Raw genomic sequence first — 17,289 nt, forward strand, 5'->3', positions numbered from 1 at the left:
AAAAGCACTGGAACCGACCCTCGATGCCGAAACCTGCCATTGCGCTCGACTTATTATTGCTGCCGACCTGGCTGGTACCCGTCGAACCTGCAGGCGTTGTGCTCAAGGAACACGGCCTGGGCATCCGTGACGGTCGCATCGTGTTTATCGGCCCGCGCGCCGAAGCATTGAAGTGTAACGCCACTGAAATCCGCGAACTGCCGGATGTGCTGCTCGCTCCGGGCCTGATCAATGCGCACGGCCACGCAGCGATGACGCTGTTCCGTGGCCTGGCCGACGATCTGCCGCTGATGACCTGGCTGGAAAACCACATCTGGCCGGCGGAAGCCAAGTGGGTCGATGAAGATTTCGTTCGTGATGGCACTGATCTGGCCATCGCCGAGCAGATCAAGGGCGGCATCAGCTGTTTCTCGGACATGTATTTCTTCCCGAAAGTCGCCAGCGAGCGCGTGCACAACAGTGGCATTCGCGCGCAGATCGCCATTCCGATCCTTGATTTCCCGATTCCGGGCGCCAGCAGTGCCGACGAAGCCATTCGTCAGGGCGTCGAACTGTTCGGCGATCTCAAGCACCATGAACGGATCAAGATCACTTTCGGCCCCCATGCACCGTACACCGTCGGCGACGAGAATCTCGAGAAAATCCGCGTGATTGCCGAGGAACTGGACGCGGCGATCCACATGCATGTCCACGAAACGGCGTTCGAAGTCCAGCAAGCGCTGGAGCAACACGGTGAACGCCCGCTCGCCCGCCTCGGTCGTCTGGGCCTGCTCGGCCCGCGCTTCCAGGCCGTGCACATGACCCAGATCAGCGATGACGACCTGACGTTGCTGGTAGAAAGCAACACCAGCGTGATCCACTGCCCGGAATCGAACCTGAAACTCGCCAGCGGCTTCTGCCCGGTCGAGCGTTTGTGGCAGGCTGGCGTCAACGTGGCCGTTGGCACCGATGGCGCTGCCAGCAATAACGATCTGGACCTGCTCGGCGAAACCCGCACCGCGGCCCTGCTGGCCAAAGCCGTCGCCGGTTCGGCCACCGCACTGGACGCCCATCGGGCGCTGCGCATGGCCACATTAAATGGCGCGCGCGCACTGGGAATCGAAGCACAGGTTGGCTCCCTGGAAATCGGCAAAGCCGCCGACATCGTCGCTTTCGACCTGTCCGGCCTGGCGCAGCAACCGGTGTATGACCCGGTTTCGCAGCTTATCTATGCCACCGGTCGCGACTGCGTGAAACACCTGTGGGTTGCAGGCAAGCAACTGCTCGACGACCGGCGCCTGACCCGACTCGACGAAGAACAATTGGGCGCTACCGCCCGGGCCTGGGGCCAGCGCATCAGCGGCCACACCGAATCGTAAACACCCCGGCGCAAACGCCAGGGCTACAGCCTTTTTCAAGTTTCAGAGGATTTAACATGAGCAACGTCGACCACGCCGAAATCGCCAAATTCGAAGCCCTGGCCCATCGCTGGTGGGACCGCGAAAGCGAATTCAAACCGCTGCACGACATCAACCCGCTGCGGGTCAACTGGATTGACGAGCGGGTCAATCTGGCCGGCAAGAAAGTTCTCGACGTCGGTTGCGGCGGCGGCATTCTCAGCGAAGCCATGGCCCAGCGTGGCGCCACTGTGATGGGCATCGACATGGGCGAAGCGCCGCTGGCGGTCGCGCAACTGCATCAGCTGGAGTCCGGCGTCAGCGTCGAATACCGCCAGATCACCGCCGAAGCCCTGGCCGAAGAAATGCCCGAGCAGTTCGACGTGGTGACTTGCCTGGAGATGCTCGAGCACGTACCGGATCCATCGTCGGTCATCCGCGCCTGCTTCCGCATGGTCAAGCCGGGCGGCCAGGTGTTCTTCTCGACCATCAACCGCAACCCGAAGGCTTACCTGTTCGCCATCATCGGCGCTGAATACATCATGAAGCTGCTGCCGCGCGGCACCCACGACTTCAAGAAATTCATCCGCCCGTCCGAGCTCGGCGCCTGGAGCCGCATGGCCGGCCTGACCGTCAAGGACATCATCGGCCTGACTTACAACCCGCTGACCAAGCACTACAAACTGGCCAACGACGTTGACGTCAACTACATGATCCAGACCCTGCGCGAGGAGTAAGCCGATGGCCATCAGAGCAGTTCTCTTCGACATGGACGGCACCCTGCTCGACACGGCGCCGGACTTCATCGCCATCTGCCAGGCGATGCGCGCGGATCGCGGCTTGCCGCCGATCAACGACAAGCACATCCGCGACGAGATTTCCGGCGGCGCGAAAGCCATGGTCGCGGTGACGTTCTCGATGGATCCGGAATCGCCGGGCTTCGAGGAGCTGCGCCTGGAGTTCCTTGAGCGCTATCTGGTCGGCTGCGCGGTGCACAGCAAACTGTTCGACGGCATGGGCGAACTGCTCGCCGATATCGAGAAGGCCAACCTGATCTGGGGCGTGGTGACCAACAAGCCGTTGCGTTTTGCCGAGCCGATCATGCAGCAACTCGGGCTGGCCGAGCGTTCGGCACTGCTGATCTGCCCGGATCACGTGAAGAACAGCAAGCCGGATCCGGAGCCATTGATCCTTGCGTGCAAGATGCTTGATCTGGATCCGGCGACGGTGCTGTTTGTCGGCGATGATCTGCGTGATATCGAATCGGGGCGCGATGCCGGAACGAAAACCGCTGCGGTGACGTTTGGTTATATCCATCCGGACGACAACCCGCGCCACTGGGGAGCGGATGTCGTGGTGGATCATCCGTCGGAGTTGCGCAAGGTGCTCGATAGCGCGCTTTGCAGTTGCTGAGACCTGACGCAGAGCGTCATTGGTTGCATTCCCACGCAAAGCGTGGGAACGATCTGACTTGATGAGGTTTTTATGTTTGATTATTCCGCTCGTCCCGAATTGCTCAAGGATCGGGTCATTCTGGTCACCGGTGCCGGTCGTGGCATTGGTGCGGCTGCGGCGAAAACCTACGCCGCTCATGGCGCTACGGTATTGCTGCTGGGCAAGACCGAAGCGAACCTGACGCAGGTCTATGACGAAATCGAAGCGGCAGGCCACCCTCAACCGGCAGTGATTCCATTCAACCTCGAAACCGCCCTGCCCCATCAGTACGATGAGCTGGCCGCGATGATCGAAAGCGAGTTCGGCCACCTCGACGGCCTGCTGCACAATGCCTCGATCATCGGCCCACGCACGCCGATCGAGCAATTGTCCGGCGAAAACTTCATGCGCGTCATGCAGATCAACGTCAACGCCATGTTCATGCTGACCAGCACCCTGCTGCCGCTGCTCAAGCTGTCGCAGGATGCGTCAGTGGTGTTCACCTCCAGCAGCGTCGGCCGCAAGGGCCGTGCGTACTGGGGCGCCTATGGCGTGTCGAAGTTCGCCACTGAAGGCCTGATGCAAACTCTGGCCGATGAAGTCGACGGCGTCGCGCCAGTTCGCTCCAACAGCATCAACCCGGGCGGCACCCGCACCAGCATGCGCGCGCAAGCGTATCCGGGCGAAAATCCGCTGAACAATCCGACCCCGGAAGAAATCATGCCGGTCTACCTGTACCTGATGGGCCCGGACAGCACCGGCATCAATGGACAGGCGTTCAACGCGCAATAACTGCCATACGTCGCATTTGTTGCCGCGGCAGATTCCTGCCGCGGCATGCATTTGCCGTTGATGACTGTCATATTTCAGTCAATTTTCCAGCGCACCCATCCCCCAAAACCAGCCAACTCATTGATTGCAAACGGTTTAAATAAAACCGAACTGAATGGCACGACTTTCGCTCTAATTTCTCTCAAAGCAAGCCGCGTGAAGGCAATGGGGCGAAGCCGATTTCGATAGCTGACTAATCGTCATCCGGCAGACTAAACTTACGCCAAACGTCCTACGGGACTGATGGATCAGTATGACGCGCAGCCCATAGCCGCTCTCACCCAGCCTGTAAGACGGACTTACCGCTAAGGGTTCACGCCATATGAAATCACCCTCCCAGACCAATGCAATTGACTTTGACAGTGCCAAATTGCAACGCCTGGGCTTTGGTCAGTTGCCTCCCCTTCTGGAGCGACCGACCAGCCTGGCGCAATTGCGCCAGCAAATGAGCCTGCAACTGCAGACCAGCCTTGAGCCGCAACGCATCCTCGGTCTGTTTTTCCGCGAAGTTCAGCGCCTTGTGCCGCTGGACGCGCTCAGCTATGTGCACCAAGGCAGCGATTTGCGCCTGGAGTTTGGCAGCCGCGGCCACCACTCGATCAGCTATACCCTCAGCCACGAAGGCGAGCACATGGGTGAACTGATATTCCGCCGCAATCAGCGCTTCAACGAACAGGATCAGGGCAACCTTGAATCGCTGCTGTCGTCGCTGCTGTACCCGATGCGCAATGCCCTGCTCTACCGCGCCGCCACGCAGAGCGCCCTGCGTGATCCGTTGACCGGCGCCGGCAACCGCATCGCCATGGAGCAGACCTTGCAGCGCGAGATCGACATGTCGCGTCGGCATGTGCAGCCGCTCTCGGTGCTGATGCTCGACATCGATCACTTCAAACGGGTCAACGACAGCCATGGCCACAGCGCCGGCGATGACGTACTTAAAGCCATCGCGGCGACCATCAAGGCGCAGCTGCGCAACGTCGACATGGTATTTCGTTACGGTGGCGAAGAGTTTCTGGTGCTGCTGTCCAATACCAGCCGGGATGCGGCCGCAATGGTCGGCGAACGGCTGCGTTATGCGACGCAGGCAGCTGAATACTATGCGGATGGGCAGTTGATCGAATTGACTGTGAGCCTGGGATGTTCGACGTTGTTACCGGGCGAATCGGCTGACAGCTTGCTGCGCCGCGCTGACAGTGCGCTGTATGTGGCCAAGCGTGAAGGACGCAACCGGTTGGCCATGGCCGGCTAAATACTTTCAAACGATACAAGACAGTGTGGGAGCGAGCTTGCTCGCGAAAGCGGTGCATCAGTCAAAAAATGCTGACTGACACGCCCCCTTCGCGAGCAAGCTCGCTCCCACATTGGTTTTGCATTAAGCCGAAAGTCAGCTCTCGACTACCGCCCTGCGCTCCCGGTTGACCAGCAAGCGCTCGGAAGTCTCCAGCTGCATGCAGCGCTCCAGAAACAGATACATGTAGTCGTAGCTCTTGCAGATGGCTTGTCGCAACTCAGCCTGCAAGGCCTTGCTCGGGTTCATCCCGGCCAGGGTGCAGATGATTTCCAGCGCTTCCCACGGATGGGCGTCGTCATACTGGGCATGCATCTTCAGCCACTTCATCGCCCGCTTGCGGTCTTCTTCCGGAAACGCAGCCGCGTAAACACCGGTCGAACAGACGACCGCCGACCACTCCCCGGTCGCGCCTTCAATGGCATAGTTGGTGGCGGCGATGGCCACGATCAGCGAATCAGCAGAACTGGTGTGCCAGCACCAATGACTCAAGGCATGCAGTTCGGGCGGCACATGCTGGCCCTGAAGGTCTTCCAGACTGACGCCATGGGCACGACTCCAATGCACCCAGTAATCCGCGTGATTGAGTTCAACGCGGATATTGCGCATCAGCCAGCGCCGCGCCATGTCTTCGCCCGGGTGACGGGCAAACCTGGTTTTGGTGAGGTTCTGCGCCATGTACAACGCGAACTGCTCAACCACCGGCCAGCCCCCGATCAGGTACTGACGCATGGTTCTGGCGCTGAGCTTGTTATCACGCATGCGCAGGTAAAGTTCATGTTCGACAACCCGGCGCTTGCTCTCGCTGCAATCCTCAATGAGCTGTTGTGCCCAGGCTGGATAACTTGCAGCTTCCATGAGTGGTCCGGTTCGGTTGAATGTGTCGATCACTGTTCGGCTCCTTTTGACTTGTGATTGTAAGGATCGGCGAGAGACTTCAACGGAACGTGCCAGGCGCTTTGAATAACAGCGGTTGCGGTCTGGCGGGCCGACTTTGCAAACTGTCACAGGTAAACAACTGTGGGCGTTCTATAACATAACCCTGAGCGTAATCCACACCAATTTCAAGCAATGCCTGCTCGATCTGGGTTGTTTCAACAAACTCGGCAATTGTCTGCTTACCCATGACATGCCCGATGTGATTGATCACTTCGACCATTGCGCGGTTAATCGGGTCGTCCAGCATATCCTTTACGAAACTCCCGTCGATCTTCAGGAAGTCTACAGGCAAATGTTTCAGATAAGCGAATGAAGACATTCCGGCGCAAAAGTCATCTAACGAAAAGTAGCAACCTAAGCCTTTGAGTTCATTAATAAATCTTATTGCACTGCCAAGATTTGAAATTGCACTGGTTTCTGTAATTTCAAAACAAATCATTTCAGGCGGTATTGCGTAGTTAACAAACTGCTCTCGCAGAAAGTGCAAAAACGCGTCATCTCCTATAGTAATGCCTGACAGATTAATCGCACACATTGCTAATGGCTCTTGATGTTCTTGTGCAATACATTGAGCAATAACCTTGAACACGTTCTGAACTACCCAACGGTCCAGTTGACTCATCAAACCATAACGCTCGGCAGCGGGAATGAAACTGTCCGGCAGGATCATCCGCCCGGCTTCATCATGCAGACGCAGCAGAATCTCGATGTGCCCACCTTTGTTGTCACCCGGTTTGAGCGGGGCGATCTCCTGGGCGTACAGACAAAAACGGTTTTCTTCCAGCGCCATGTGCAGCCGTTGCACCCAGGCCATTTCGCCAAAGCGCAGCGACAGCTCGGAATCGTCGGCGTGGTAGACCTGCACCCGGTTGCGGCCCTTCTCCTTGGCCATGTAACAGGCCATGTCGGCAGCGCGCAATGAAGCTTCAAGGGTCGTCGGGGTCTGCGCGATATGCACCAGGCCGATGCTCACCGTGGTCAGGAACGGCCGCCCTTTCCAGACAAAATGCAGGTTCTGCACGGTCTGGCGCAGCGCCTCGGCAATTTTCTCCGCCGCGTCCGGCGCGCAGTTCTCCAGCAGAATGCCGAACTCATCACCGCCCAGGCGCGCCAGCGTATCGCCTTCGCGCAGCCCCGATTGCAGCAGCGTGCAAATGTGCCTTAACAGTTCATCGCCGGCAGCGTGACCACAGGTGTCGTTAACCAGTTTGAATTGATCGAGGTCGAGGAACATCAATGCATGCCGGCCGGAATGGCGCGTGAGGTTGTGCAGCGCCTGCTCCAGGCGATATTCGAACTCGCGACGGTTGGCCAGCCCGGTCAGCGCGTCATGGGTCGCCTGCCACGACAGATTGGCGATGTATTGCCGTTCCTGAGTCATGTCGTGCAACACCAGCACCGTGCCGCTGACCTTGCCGGAATTGCGGATCGGCGCGCCGACCAGCGTCACCGATAACGTCGTGCCATCCAGGCGCTGGATCAGTTTCGAGTGCTCGCTGCCGCCACTGAGCTTACCGCTGAGGATGTGCTCGATCAGAGTCAGCCCTTCGGCCTGGGCGTTGTCGTCGAGCAAATTGAACAACGCCGCCAGTGGCAGGCCGGCCGCCTGCTCGGCCTTCCAGTGGGTCATGGCTTCGGCGGCCGGATTCATGTAATCGATCGCACCGCTGACATCGGTGGTGATGACGCCATCACCGATCGAATGCAAGGTGACGTGCGCCCGATCCTTCTCCAGTTGCAGCGCCTCGGCGAAGGCGTGACGCTGCTTGAGCAGTTTGTGCGTACGCCACAAGGCCAGCACGATCAGCCCCAGTGCCGTGGCCAGGTTGGTGAACAGCAGCAGACGCATGATCATCCGCGAACCTTCGCCCAAAGCATCGCTGAACGCCTTGGCCGCTGGCGTCACGCTTTCGTTGATGGCGAGAATCTGCGCTTTCCAGCGCTGGATATCGGCGCTGTTGGCCGTGTTCTGGGAAATGCTGCGGTGCATCTCCTGGGCCACGTCATCCAGCTCGACCAGATAGGCGTCACCGACGGTCCAGCGGTCAATCGCGGTTTCCAGATAACTGAAATGACGGAAGTTGAGGTACAGCCAGATCAGGCTGGAGACGTCGTCCGGGTGGTTGCCGCCCTTGAGAATACCTTCGCGCGCTGCAGCCAGATCCGGTGGTTGATGATCCAGCGCCAGACGCAACTGATGTCCGCCTTGTGGCACGGCAATCGCGTTACGGTATTTGAGGAAAATCGCCTCGTCACGGCTGTCGGCGTAGAGGTTGAGGTAGTAGATCGCGTCTTTCTGGCCCTTGGACCAAAGGCTTTCACCGGCGACATAACCGCGAACGGCCGAGAGCACGTAAAGACTCACGCCGCCCAATAACGCTTGAAATAACACGACGGCAATAAATGGCCAGACGATGCCCAACAACCGTGGCGTTCCGAGAGTCCGCTTTTGCTTCATGAGATCCCTTGCGCAAGCACTGCCAGATGAACACCGGAAAATCCCGCTCCTGACAGCTCAGCCTAGGCTAATTTTCGACAAGTCAAAGGGACAGCTCTGCCGTCCTCCAGGTCGATTGTGCAAATGGCTGATCTGCTTGAGCATTCCGGTTGATTTTACTCAATGCAATTCAAGCACTAAGCACAGAAACCGGAACGAAACTCAAGGGCGCTGGATCTGCTGCAGGTGTCCATAGAGCTTGGCATACAGACCGCCATCGGCGATCAACTGCTGGTGATCGCCGTCTTCAGCGACCTGACCGCCATCGAACACCAGCACGCGATCAGCCTGTTTCACCGCCGACAGTCGGTGGGCAATGATCAGCGTGGTGCGGCCATTGAGGAAGCGCGCCATGGCCTGATGCAGGTTGTACTCGGTGGCCGCATCGAGGGCCGAAGTGGCTTCGTCGAGGATGACGACTTTCGGCTCGGCGAGGATCATTCGCGCGATGGCCAGACGTTGCCGCTGCCCACCCGACAAGCGCACGCCGGAACGGCCGACAATACTGTCCAGGCCATTGGGCAAGGCGCGGATGGTCGCTTCGAGCTGAGCGATTTCCAGTGCCTGCCAGCAGGCTTCGTCGCTGCGAGTGCGGCCCATGGTCAGGTTGGCGCGCACGGTATCGTTGAACAGCGCCGGGTGTTGCAGCACCACGGCAACGTTTTCCCGCACCGTTTCCAGGCCAATCTCCTGCTGGGTCGAGCCGCCGAAACGGATGGTGCCGGCCAGCGGCGTGTACAGCCCGAGGAGCAATTGCACCAGGGTACTTTTGCCGCCGCCACTGGCGCCGACAATCGCAACTTTTTCACCGGGAGCAATCGACAGATCCAGTTGATCCAGCACCAGTTCATCGCCGTAGCCGAAGCTCAGGCCCTGCACCTGAATGCCGACGGTGTCACGGCCCTTGAACGGATCGACACCGCCGGGGTATTGCGGCTCATCGGCACGCGCCAGCAGCTCGTTGATCCGCGTCAGCGCGCCGCCCGCCGCGTAGTAGGCGTATTGCAGGTTAAGCAGTTGCTCGACCGGGCCGATCATGAACCACAGGTAGCTGAACACTGCGAGCATCTGGCCGATCGACAGATCGGAGAACAACACCGTGAGCATCGCCGCCGCACGGAAGATGTCGATGCCGAACTGAAACAGTAACCCACTGGCGCGGTTCGAGGCGTCGGTTTTCCACTGCGAGTTGACCGCGTAATTACGCACTTCCTGCGCCCGCAGACCGAGCCGCCCGAGGAAGAAGCCCTGACGGTTGCCGGCGCGTATTTCCTGAATCGCATCGAGGGTTTCGCTCAACGCCTGAGTGAAGCGCGAGGTACTGTCGTTCTCGAGTTTCTTCAGGTGTTTGACCCGTTTGCCCAACTGCACCGTGGCGTAGATCACCAGCGGGTTGAACAGCAGAATCAGCAGCGCCAGCTTCCAGTGCATCCACATCAGGATGCTCGCGGTGCCGACCAGCGTCAGCATCGCCACCAGAAAACGACTGAGGGTTTCGCCGACAAATTTGTCGAGGGTATCGAGGTCCGTGACCAGGTGCGTGGTCACCGTGCCGCTACCGAGGCTTTCGTATTCACCGAGGGAAATGCGCTTGAGCCGTTCGATCAGGCGTACGCGAATGCGATAGACGATGTCTTTGGCCAGCCGTGCGAACAACCGCGACTGCAAAACGCCAAAGCACAGCGAGCCACATCGCAAGGTCAGGGTGACCAACAGCATCAGGCCGATGTAACCCGCCGCTTGCTGCCACATCGTCGGCAGTACATGGTTCATGACTTTCAGCGCGGCATCGCCGTGGCCGAGCAGGACTTCGTCCACCAGCAACGGCAACAGCAACGGAATCGGCACGCTGCACAGCGTCGCCAGAACGGCCACGCCGTTAGCGATCCACAGGGATTTTTTATGATGAAGTGCCAGTCGCCGGACTTCTGCCCAGCTCAGCCGGTCGACACGCTTTACGGCTGGCGTGTCATCGGCCCGATCAGACACAGGCCGCACGCTCCAGCCATCGGCCGAGCAATGGCGACAGCTCGCTGAGCGGTTGATAGCCGTTGGTCAGCAACGCCAGTTGGCCATTGCGCTCGGCGAGCAGGGTCGGGAAACCGGCGATGCCGAGATCCTGCACCCAACTGAAATCGGCCTGAGTGGCTTTGTGTTGGTCGGCATGATCGAACAACGCCGCGAATTCGATACGCGGTACACCGGCCTTCTCCGCCAACTCGACCAGCACACTGGCCTGGGTGACATCGCGACCTTCAGCATAAAACGCCTGCTGGATCAGCCCGACCAGTGTCCACGCGCAATCCGGTGCCAGGCTGCGCGCGGTGACGATCGCCCGGCAGGCCGGCTCAGTGTCATAGACAAAACCATCGGGCAACGCACCGTCGAACTTGAACGCCTGGCCGGTGGCCTCGGTGACCGCTTGCCAGTGTTCAAGAATGTAGCGACGCGTAGTCGGCTCCAGCGCCGAGCCACTGCCCGTGCGCAAACCACCCACCACCAGATGCAACTCGACCCCGGCTGCTTGCGCCTGCTCGACCAATGCCTTGGCCACCGGAGCAAACCCCCAGCACCACGAACACATCGGATCCATCACATAGAGCAGGCGCGCAGACATGGTTAAGCCTCGGTGGATGCTTGCTTGTAGTTGTAGCCGATCGGGTGCGGCATGTTGCGCGCCTTGGCCAATTCGATCTGCTTCTGCCGATCGATGGCGCTGCGGCGGGTCTTCTCGCTCAGTTTGTCCCAGCAATGCGGGCAACTGATGCCGGCGACGTAATGCTCGGAGGCGCGATCTTCAACACTGACCGGTGTGCGGCAGGCATGACATTGATCGTAGTCGCCTTCGCTGAGGTCGTGACGCACGGTCACGCGGTTGTCGAACACAAAGCAGTCGCCCTGCCACTTGGTTTCTTCCTGCGGCACCTCTTCAAGGTACTTCAGGATGCCACCCTTGAGGTGGTAAACCTCTTCGTAGCCTTCGCCGAGCATGTAGCTCGAGGCTTTTTCGCAGCGAATGCCACCGGTGCAGAACATCGCGACTTTCTTGTGCACGGCCGGGTTGAAGTGTTCTTTGATGTAGTCGGGGAATTCGCGAAAGCTGGTGGTTTTCGGATCGATGGCACCTTCGAAGGTGCCGATCGACACTTCGTAGTCGTTACGGGTGTCGATCAGCAGCACTTCCGGGTCGCTGATCAACGCGTTCCAGTCTTGCGGATCAACGTAAGTACCGACCTTCTTGTTCGGGTCGACGCCTTCGACACCGAGGGTGACGATCTCTTTCTTCAGTTTGACTTTGGTGCGATAGAACGGCTGCTCGTCGCAGTACGACTCTTTGTGATCGATATCGATCATGCGTGGGTCGTTCTTGAGCCAGGCGAGCAGGCCGTCGATGCCTTCGCGGCTGCCGGAGACCGTGCCATTGATGCCTTCTTCGGCGATCAGCAGAGTGCCTTTGATCTGGTTGTCGACCATCGCTTGCAGCAGGGGCTCGCGCAGGTCAACGTAATCTTCGAGGGTGACGAACTTATACAGTGCCGCCACGACAATCGGTTGTGTCATGGGTATTTCTCCAGGTGGCTACCCTCGCAAAGGGTGAACCGGATTCAAAAAAAACGCGCCGGGTGAGCGGCGCGTTGCGGATTCTAGCAAAAAACCGAAGCTTAATGCTTGCTGCCGCCAGCACAGGTCGGCGACGCCGGAGCGGCGCCGATCTCTGCCCATTCCTGCGGGGTGTAGGTGTGGAGCGCCAACGCATGGAACTCGCCCATCAGCTCGCCGAGCGTGCCGTAGACTTTCTGGTGGCGCTTGACCCGGTTCAGGCCGTCGAACTGCGCACTGACCACCACTGCCTTGAAGTGGGTCTGTAACCCGCGACTGTGCATATGGCTTTCATCCAGCACTTGCAGATGCTCGGGCTGAAGCAGGGCCAGCGTCGATTCGATGCGTTGTTGCATGGTCATCACGAACTCCGCTTACTTCTTCTTGGCCGGCGCAGCAGCGCCTTTCGGGTCCAGCTCTTTGGTCATGTCGTCGAGCAGCTTGTTGACGACCGGTACGGCGCTTTCCAGCTTGGCCTGGGTCATCTGGGCCGACTGCTGAGTCAGCTGCGGCATTTTTTCCAGGACTTTCTTGCCCAGTGGCGACTGGTAGAAGGCGACCAGGTCTTTCAGCTCGGATTCGCTGAAGTTGCTGGTGTAGAGCTTGACCATGTCCGGCTTCAGCTTGTTCCAGCCGATGGCCTGGTCCAGGGCGGCGTTGGCCTTGGCCTGGTAGGTTTCCAGCACGGCTTTCTTGGCTTCCGGGGCTTTGGTCTGTTCAAAACGCTGAGCGAACATTTGCTGCACTTGCATGTACACCGGAGTGCCCAGCTTGTCAGCGTGCGCCAGGGTCAGGAAAGCTTCAGCACTGGCGTTGTGGCTGGCGGTATCGGCAAGCACCTGGCCGCTGGCGCAAACCAGTGCAACCGCGGTGCAGATGGCACGAAGACGAGTCATCGAGTTTCCTTTTCAGCTAGGCGAGGTAAAACCCCAAGGGCGACCATTCTGCGCCTAAAAAACCTCGTGGCTCAACCCCCGAGCCTTGCCGCGCTTGATTGGCGGGGTTTTACCGGTCAACAATCGGATCGAGGGAACCACCTGGGCCCGACCGGGCCTAAACTGCGCAAACAGACCAACAGGAGTGTGCACGATGAGCCGTATCGAAACCGACAGCCTGGGCCAGATCGAAGTCCCGGACGACGCCTACTGGGGTGCTCAGACGCAACGCTCGCTGATCAACTTCGCCATTGGTCAGGAACGCATGCCGCTGCCGGTCCTGCATGCCCTGGCCCTGATCAAGAAAGCCGCTGCACGGGTCAACGACCGTAACGGCGATTTGCCCGCCGACATCGCCCGCCTGATCGAACAGGCTGCCGACGAAGTGCTCGACGGCCAGCACGACGACCAGTTTCCGCTGGTGGTCTGGCAGACCGGCAGCGGCACCCAGAGCAACATGAACGTCAATGAAGTGATCGCCGGTCGCGCCAACGAACTGGCCGGCAACCCGCGCGGCGGCAAGACGCCGGTGCACCCGAACGATCACGTCAACCGCTCGCAAAGCTCCAACGACTGCTTCCCCACCGCCATGAGCATTGCCACCGCGCAAGCGGTGCAGGAACAACTGCTGCCGGCGATTGCCGAGCTGTCCGGCGGCCTCGCCGAACTGGCGGCGCGGCACATGAAACTGGTGAAGACCGGGCGCACGCACATGATGGACGCGACGCCGATCACTTTTGGCCAGGAACTGTCCGGTTTTATCGCGCAGCTGGATTACGCCGAGCGCGCAATCCGCGCCGCGCTGCCAGCAGTGTGTGAACTGGCTCAGGGCGGCACCGCGGTCGGTACCGGGCTGAATTCGCCGCATGGTTTTGGTGAGGCGATTGCTGCAGAACTGGCAGCACTGTCCGGTCTGCCCTTCGTCACCGCGCCGAACAAGTTCGCCGCCCTCGCCGGCCACGAACCGCTGACCAGCCTGTCCGGTGCGCTGAAAACCCTCGCCGTGGCACTGATGAAAATCGCCAATGACCTGCGTCTGCTTGGCTCAGGTCCCCGCGCGGGTTTTGCCGAAGTGCGGCTGCCGGCGAATGAGCCGGGCAGCTCGATCATGCCGGGCAAGGTCAACCCGACCCAGTGCGAGGCATTGTCGATGCTCGCTTGTCAGGTGCTGGGCAATGACGTGACCATCGGCATTGCCGCCAGTCAGGGTCACTTGCAGTTGAACGTGTTCAAACCGGTGATCATCCACAACCTGCTGCAATCGATTCGCTTGCTTGCCGACGGTTGCAGTAACTTCCAGCAGCACTGCATCGCCGGGCTGGAGCCGGACGCTGAAGTCATGGCGCGACATCTGGAGCGTGGCCTGATGCTGGTGACAGCGTTGAATCCGCACATCGGTTACGACAAGTCGGCGGAGATCGCCAAGAAGGCTTACAGCGAAGGGCTGACCTTGCGTGAGGCGGCGTTGGCGTTGGGCTATCTGACCGATGAAGAGTTTGATGCGTGGGTGCGGCCGGAGAATATGATCGAGGCGGGTGCCAAGGGCTGAGATTTGTAGCACCTGAAAGTCCCTCTTCGCGAGCAGGTCGAATCGTCGCACCGTCGCTCCCACAGTGGACCGCATTCTCATTTTGGAAATGCGTTCAAATGTGGGAGCGACGGTGCGACGATTCGACCTGCTCGCGAATGGGAGTGACGCGGATTAACTGGCCGCCATCTTCAACCGCCGCGCCTTCAACCCGGCAATCAACGAAGGCCCCAACGCCACCAGCGCCGACCCCAGCACCACCAGCACCGCCCCGCCATAACCCAACCCGTTGATCTGCTCGGCATGCACATATTCGGGCCAGATCCCCGCCGCAATCGCCACGGCACCAAACGTCACCAACGGCGTGATCGCCAACGTCGCGCTGACCCGCGATGCCTCCCAATGCGCCAGCGCCTCGGCGAACGCGCCATAAGCAATCAACGTGTTCATGCAGCACGCCAGCAGCAGCCAACCCTGCAACGGACTCAGGTTCAGCGCTTCGAGCGGGTGTACCCACGGCGTCAGCAACAATGCGCAAAACAGATAGATCACCATCATCACCTGCAGCGAATTCCACACCGTCAGCAATTGCTTCTGGCCCAGCGCATAAAAGGTCCACACCGTCGACGCCAACAGCACCAGCAAAACCCCTGCGGTGTAATCCGACAGCGAGGTCAGCAGCTCGGCCAGGCGCTGATTGAAGAACAGCACAAAACCGATCAACAGCACCGCCAGACCAATCCCCTGGCCGATGCTGAAACGCTCCTTGAACACAAACAGGCTGGCGATCAGCAACATGATCGGGCCCATCTGCACCACCAGTTGCGCGGTGCCGGGGCTGAGCAGATTGAGGCCCATCAGATACAACACATAGTTGCCGACCAGCCCGAGCACCGCCATTAGCACCAGCCAGCCACCCTTGGGCCCGAGCACTTTGCGGCTCGGCAGGCGTTTCACCGCCGTCAGATAGATGAACAGGCAGCCGCCGGACACCAGCAGACGAAACCACGTCACCGTGATCGGGTCCATCACCACCAGCACCTGTTTGAGTTTGATCGGCAGGATGCCCCACAGAAACGCGGTCAACAGCGCCAGGAACAGACCGTAGACCCAGCGACCGGATGAAATGTGCATGGAAACCCCAAAGCCTGCTGACAAGAGCAGTCATTCTAGGCCTGCCACCGATCACGACACAGGGACAGTTTGTGGTCAGGCCGCGAATGAAACTGTGCAGGTCGCAGCATTAAATTGACGCGCAGCCGTTGATCGGCCGGGCGGGCGCGTTAAGTGCTTCAGGCATAAGCTCATTGGATCCCTTCCAGCACATCAGCCAAGGAGACCGATCATGTTAGCAATGCGCGCCCAGGACAGCGCCCCCGCCATGCGCTTTCGCTGCGAGCGGGTGTGCCGGGTCAACGGCAAACTGTATTTCAGCACTCGGGAAAATACCCTTGAAGGGCCGTTTGATAATGCCGAGAAGGCTGAGCAGGAAATACAGGCTTATATCGCGCGGATGCAGCTGCTGGATTCCAACCGCTAAGTGGTGGTGATCCAATCGCTGGCAAGCCAGCTCCCACAGGATTGGTGGCGTACACAGATTTTGCGAACGCTACGAAACTTGTGGGAGCTGGCTTGCCAGCGATAGCAATGGAACAGGCAACAAAAATGCTATGGCTTAGCGCACTGCCTCAAACAACCCCGTCGCGCCCATCCCGCCGCCCACACACATGGTGACGATGCCGTAACGCAGATTACGCCGCTGCAACTCACGCACCAGATGCCCGACCTGCCGCGACCCGGTCATGCCAAACGGGTGCCCAATCGAAATCGAACCACCGTTGACGTTGTACTTTTCATTGTCGATCTCCAGCCGATCACGGCTGTACAGGCACTGCGAAGCAAACGCCTCGTTCAGCTCCCACAGATCGATATCCGCCACCTGCAAACCTTTCGCCTTGAGCAGTTTCGGCACCGAGAACACCGGGCCGATGCCCATCTCGTCCGGCTCGCATCCGGCCACGGTGAAACCACGGAAAAACGCTTTCGGCTTGAGGCCCAGTTGCAGGGCTTTTTCCAGGCTCATCACCAGTGTCATCGACGCACCGTCGGACAGTTGCGACGAGTTGCCTGCCGTCACCGAACCGTCGTCCGCAAACACCGGTTTCAACCCGGCGAGGCTTTCATACGTGGTGTCCGGACGATTGCAGTCGTCGCGGTCCACAACGCCGTCGAGAATCTGAACTTCACCGCTGTTCTTGTCCTCGACACGATACTTGACCGCCATCGGCACGATTTCATCGTTGAACAGCCCGGCGGCCTGCGCCGCCGCAGTGCGAATCTGACTTTGCAGGGAGTAACGATCCTGCGCTTCACGGCTGACGCCATAACGTCGCGCGACCACTTCGGCGGTCTGGCCCATCGTGTAATAGATGCCCGGTGTCTGCTGCTTGAGCAGCGGGTTGATCAGGTGATCGGTGTTGACGCTTTTCATCGTCAGGCTGATCGACTCGACGCCGCCGGCAACGATGATGTCGCTGCAACCCGAGGCAATCTGGTTGGCGGCAATCGCAATCGCCTGCAAGCCCGACGAGCAGAAACGGTTGAGGGTCATGCCGGCGGTGCCAGTGCCCAAACGCGACAGCACCGCGACGTTACGGCCGATGTTGTAGCCCTGCGCGCCTTCGTTGGAGCCGGCGCCGACGATGCAATCCTCGACGCTGGCCGGGTCGATGTCGTTGCGCTCAAGCAGCGCGTTGACGCAATGGGCCGCCATGTCATCGGGACGGGTCTGGTTGAACTTGCCGCGAAAGGATTTGGCCAGGCCAGTCCGCACGCTGTCGACGATCACCACTTCACGCATG

The 17,289-nt window shown here is 59.6% G+C and carries 16 protein-coding genes; 7 read left to right on the forward strand and 9 right to left on the reverse strand.

Going from position 1 to position 17,289, the window contains the following annotated elements; translation table 11 throughout:
* The first annotated feature begins 23 nt into the window (after positions 1 to 23).
* The 5 genes from RMV17_RS21200 (at position 24) to RMV17_RS21220 (ending at position 4,890) form a co-directional block, all read left to right on the forward strand.
* Positions 24 to 1,358 (forward strand): TRZ/ATZ family hydrolase, encoded by a 1,335-nt coding sequence (locus tag RMV17_RS21200; protein WP_311882328.1) that lies wholly within the window; start codon positions 24 to 26, stop codon positions 1,356 to 1,358.
* 56 nt (positions 1,359 to 1,414) lie between these two features.
* Positions 1,415 to 2,113 carry a bifunctional 2-polyprenyl-6-hydroxyphenol methylase/3-demethylubiquinol 3-O-methyltransferase UbiG gene (gene ubiG, locus RMV17_RS21205; protein ID WP_007908399.1) on the forward strand — a complete coding sequence of 233 codons (699 nt, stop codon included), beginning with the start codon at positions 1,415 to 1,417 and terminating at the stop codon, positions 2,111 to 2,113.
* A gap of 4 nt (positions 2,114 to 2,117) precedes the next feature.
* Positions 2,118 to 2,789, forward strand: a complete 672-nt coding sequence (gene mupP / locus RMV17_RS21210; protein ID WP_016986964.1) for an N-acetylmuramic acid 6-phosphate phosphatase MupP — start codon at positions 2,118 to 2,120, stop codon at positions 2,787 to 2,789.
* 72 nt (positions 2,790 to 2,861) lie between these two features.
* Positions 2,862 to 3,602, forward strand: a complete 741-nt coding sequence (locus tag RMV17_RS21215) for a YciK family oxidoreductase (RefSeq protein WP_123534772.1) — start codon at positions 2,862 to 2,864, stop codon at positions 3,600 to 3,602.
* 361 nt (positions 3,603 to 3,963) lie between these two features.
* The gene (locus RMV17_RS21220) at positions 3,964 to 4,890 is read left to right on the forward strand and encodes a GGDEF domain-containing protein (protein WP_034155298.1); all 927 of its coding nucleotides are present in this window, start codon (positions 3,964 to 3,966) and stop codon (positions 4,888 to 4,890) included.
* A 135-nt stretch (positions 4,891 to 5,025) separates the two neighbouring features.
* Here RMV17_RS21220 and RMV17_RS21225 read toward each other — a convergent pair whose 3' ends face one another.
* From RMV17_RS21225 to RMV17_RS21255, 7 genes are all read right to left on the reverse strand, one after another.
* Complete coding sequence (locus RMV17_RS21225; RefSeq protein ID WP_409373097.1) at positions 5,026 to 5,787, reverse strand: TenA family transcriptional regulator; 762 nt, start codon at positions 5,785 to 5,787, stop codon at positions 5,026 to 5,028.
* Positions 5,788 to 5,866: 79 nt separating this feature from the next.
* Positions 5,867 to 8,326 (reverse strand): EAL domain-containing protein, encoded by a 2,460-nt coding sequence (locus RMV17_RS21230; RefSeq protein WP_311882337.1) that lies wholly within the window; start codon positions 8,324 to 8,326, stop codon positions 5,867 to 5,869.
* A 201-nt stretch (positions 8,327 to 8,527) separates the two neighbouring features.
* On the reverse strand, positions 8,528 to 10,354 hold the full coding sequence (locus RMV17_RS21235; protein ID WP_311882339.1) for an ABC transporter ATP-binding protein: 1,827 nt from the start codon (positions 10,352 to 10,354) through the stop codon (positions 8,528 to 8,530).
* Positions 10,347 to 10,949 (reverse strand): DsbA family protein, encoded by a 603-nt coding sequence (locus tag RMV17_RS21240; RefSeq protein ID WP_176091762.1) that lies wholly within the window; start codon positions 10,947 to 10,949, stop codon positions 10,347 to 10,349. Before RMV17_RS21240 ends, RMV17_RS21235 begins: the two co-directional genes overlap by 8 nt.
* A 35-nt stretch (positions 10,950 to 10,984) precedes the next feature.
* Entirely contained in the window at positions 10,985 to 11,926 is a 942-nt protein-coding gene (locus tag RMV17_RS21245) for a rhodanese-related sulfurtransferase (RefSeq protein ID WP_116030484.1), read from the reverse strand.
* A gap of 101 nt (positions 11,927 to 12,027) precedes the next feature.
* Positions 12,028 to 12,327, reverse strand: coding sequence for a BolA family protein (locus RMV17_RS21250; RefSeq protein WP_007908388.1), 300 nt, complete (start codon positions 12,325 to 12,327; stop codon positions 12,028 to 12,030).
* A gap of 12 nt (positions 12,328 to 12,339) precedes the next feature.
* Positions 12,340 to 12,861, reverse strand: coding sequence for a DUF2059 domain-containing protein (locus RMV17_RS21255; RefSeq protein WP_034155305.1), 522 nt, complete (start codon positions 12,859 to 12,861; stop codon positions 12,340 to 12,342).
* A 193-nt stretch (positions 12,862 to 13,054) separates the two neighbouring features.
* On the opposite strand from RMV17_RS21255, the gene RMV17_RS21260 reads away from it, so the two are divergent.
* Complete coding sequence (locus RMV17_RS21260; RefSeq protein WP_007908383.1) at positions 13,055 to 14,449, forward strand: class II fumarate hydratase; 1,395 nt, start codon at positions 13,055 to 13,057, stop codon at positions 14,447 to 14,449.
* Between the two features lie 153 nt (positions 14,450 to 14,602).
* Here RMV17_RS21260 and RMV17_RS21265 read toward each other — a convergent pair whose 3' ends face one another.
* Positions 14,603 to 15,562 (reverse strand): DMT family transporter, encoded by a 960-nt coding sequence (locus RMV17_RS21265; RefSeq protein ID WP_311882346.1) that lies wholly within the window; start codon positions 15,560 to 15,562, stop codon positions 14,603 to 14,605.
* Between the two features lie 211 nt (positions 15,563 to 15,773).
* Here RMV17_RS21265 and RMV17_RS21270 point away from each other — a divergent pair, with 211 nt between their 5' ends.
* Positions 15,774 to 15,968, forward strand: a complete 195-nt coding sequence (locus RMV17_RS21270; RefSeq protein ID WP_034155308.1) for a DUF6316 family protein — start codon at positions 15,774 to 15,776, stop codon at positions 15,966 to 15,968.
* 135 nt (positions 15,969 to 16,103) lie between these two features.
* Here the strand turns inward: RMV17_RS21270 and RMV17_RS21275 are convergent, their stop codons facing one another.
* Positions 16,104 to 17,288, reverse strand: a complete 1,185-nt coding sequence (locus RMV17_RS21275; protein WP_311882350.1) for a thiolase family protein — start codon at positions 17,286 to 17,288, stop codon at positions 16,104 to 16,106.
* Between the last annotated feature and the right edge of the window lies 1 nt (position 17,289).

The organism is Pseudomonas sp. VD-NE ins, from assembly GCF_031882575.1.
Lineage (GTDB): Bacteria > Pseudomonadota > Gammaproteobacteria > Pseudomonadales > Pseudomonadaceae > Aquipseudomonas > Aquipseudomonas fluorescens_BZ.

What these genes read in the sequence shown, in the direction of transcription:
- RMV17_RS21200 (WP_311882328.1), top strand. Translation starts at nt 24, where the DNA reads ATGCCGAAACCTGCCATTGCGCTCGACTTATTATTGCTGCCGACCTGG.
- ubiG (WP_007908399.1), top strand. Translation starts at nt 1,415, where the DNA reads ATGAGCAACGTCGACCACGCCGAAATCGCCAAATTCGAAGCCCTGGCC.
- mupP (WP_016986964.1), top strand. Translation starts at nt 2,118, where the DNA reads ATGGCCATCAGAGCAGTTCTCTTCGACATGGACGGCACCCTGCTCGAC.
- RMV17_RS21215 (WP_123534772.1), top strand. Translation starts at nt 2,862, where the DNA reads ATGTTTGATTATTCCGCTCGTCCCGAATTGCTCAAGGATCGGGTCATT.
- RMV17_RS21220 (WP_034155298.1), top strand. Translation starts at nt 3,964, where the DNA reads ATGAAATCACCCTCCCAGACCAATGCAATTGACTTTGACAGTGCCAAA.
- RMV17_RS21225 (WP_409373097.1), bottom strand. Translation starts at nt 5,787, where the DNA reads ATGGAAGCTGCAAGTTATCCAGCCTGGGCACAACAGCTCATTGAGGAT.
- RMV17_RS21230 (WP_311882337.1), bottom strand. Translation starts at nt 8,326, where the DNA reads ATGAAGCAAAAGCGGACTCTCGGAACGCCACGGTTGTTGGGCATCGTC.
- RMV17_RS21240 (WP_176091762.1), bottom strand. Translation starts at nt 10,949, where the DNA reads ATGTGTTCGTGGTGCTGGGGGTTTGCTCCGGTGGCCAAGGCATTGGTC.
- RMV17_RS21245 (WP_116030484.1), bottom strand. Translation starts at nt 11,926, where the DNA reads ATGACACAACCGATTGTCGTGGCGGCACTGTATAAGTTCGTCACCCTC.
- RMV17_RS21250 (WP_007908388.1), bottom strand. Translation starts at nt 12,327, where the DNA reads ATGACCATGCAACAACGCATCGAATCGACGCTGGCCCTGCTTCAGCCC.
- RMV17_RS21255 (WP_034155305.1), bottom strand. Translation starts at nt 12,861, where the DNA reads ATGACTCGTCTTCGTGCCATCTGCACCGCGGTTGCACTGGTTTGCGCC.
- RMV17_RS21260 (WP_007908383.1), top strand. Translation starts at nt 13,055, where the DNA reads ATGAGCCGTATCGAAACCGACAGCCTGGGCCAGATCGAAGTCCCGGAC.
- RMV17_RS21265 (WP_311882346.1), bottom strand. Translation starts at nt 15,562, where the DNA reads ATGCACATTTCATCCGGTCGCTGGGTCTACGGTCTGTTCCTGGCGCTG.
- RMV17_RS21270 (WP_034155308.1), top strand. Translation starts at nt 15,774, where the DNA reads ATGTTAGCAATGCGCGCCCAGGACAGCGCCCCCGCCATGCGCTTTCGC.
- RMV17_RS21275 (WP_311882350.1), bottom strand. Translation starts at nt 17,288, where the DNA reads ATGCGTGAAGTGGTGATCGTCGACAGCGTGCGGACTGGCCTGGCCAAA.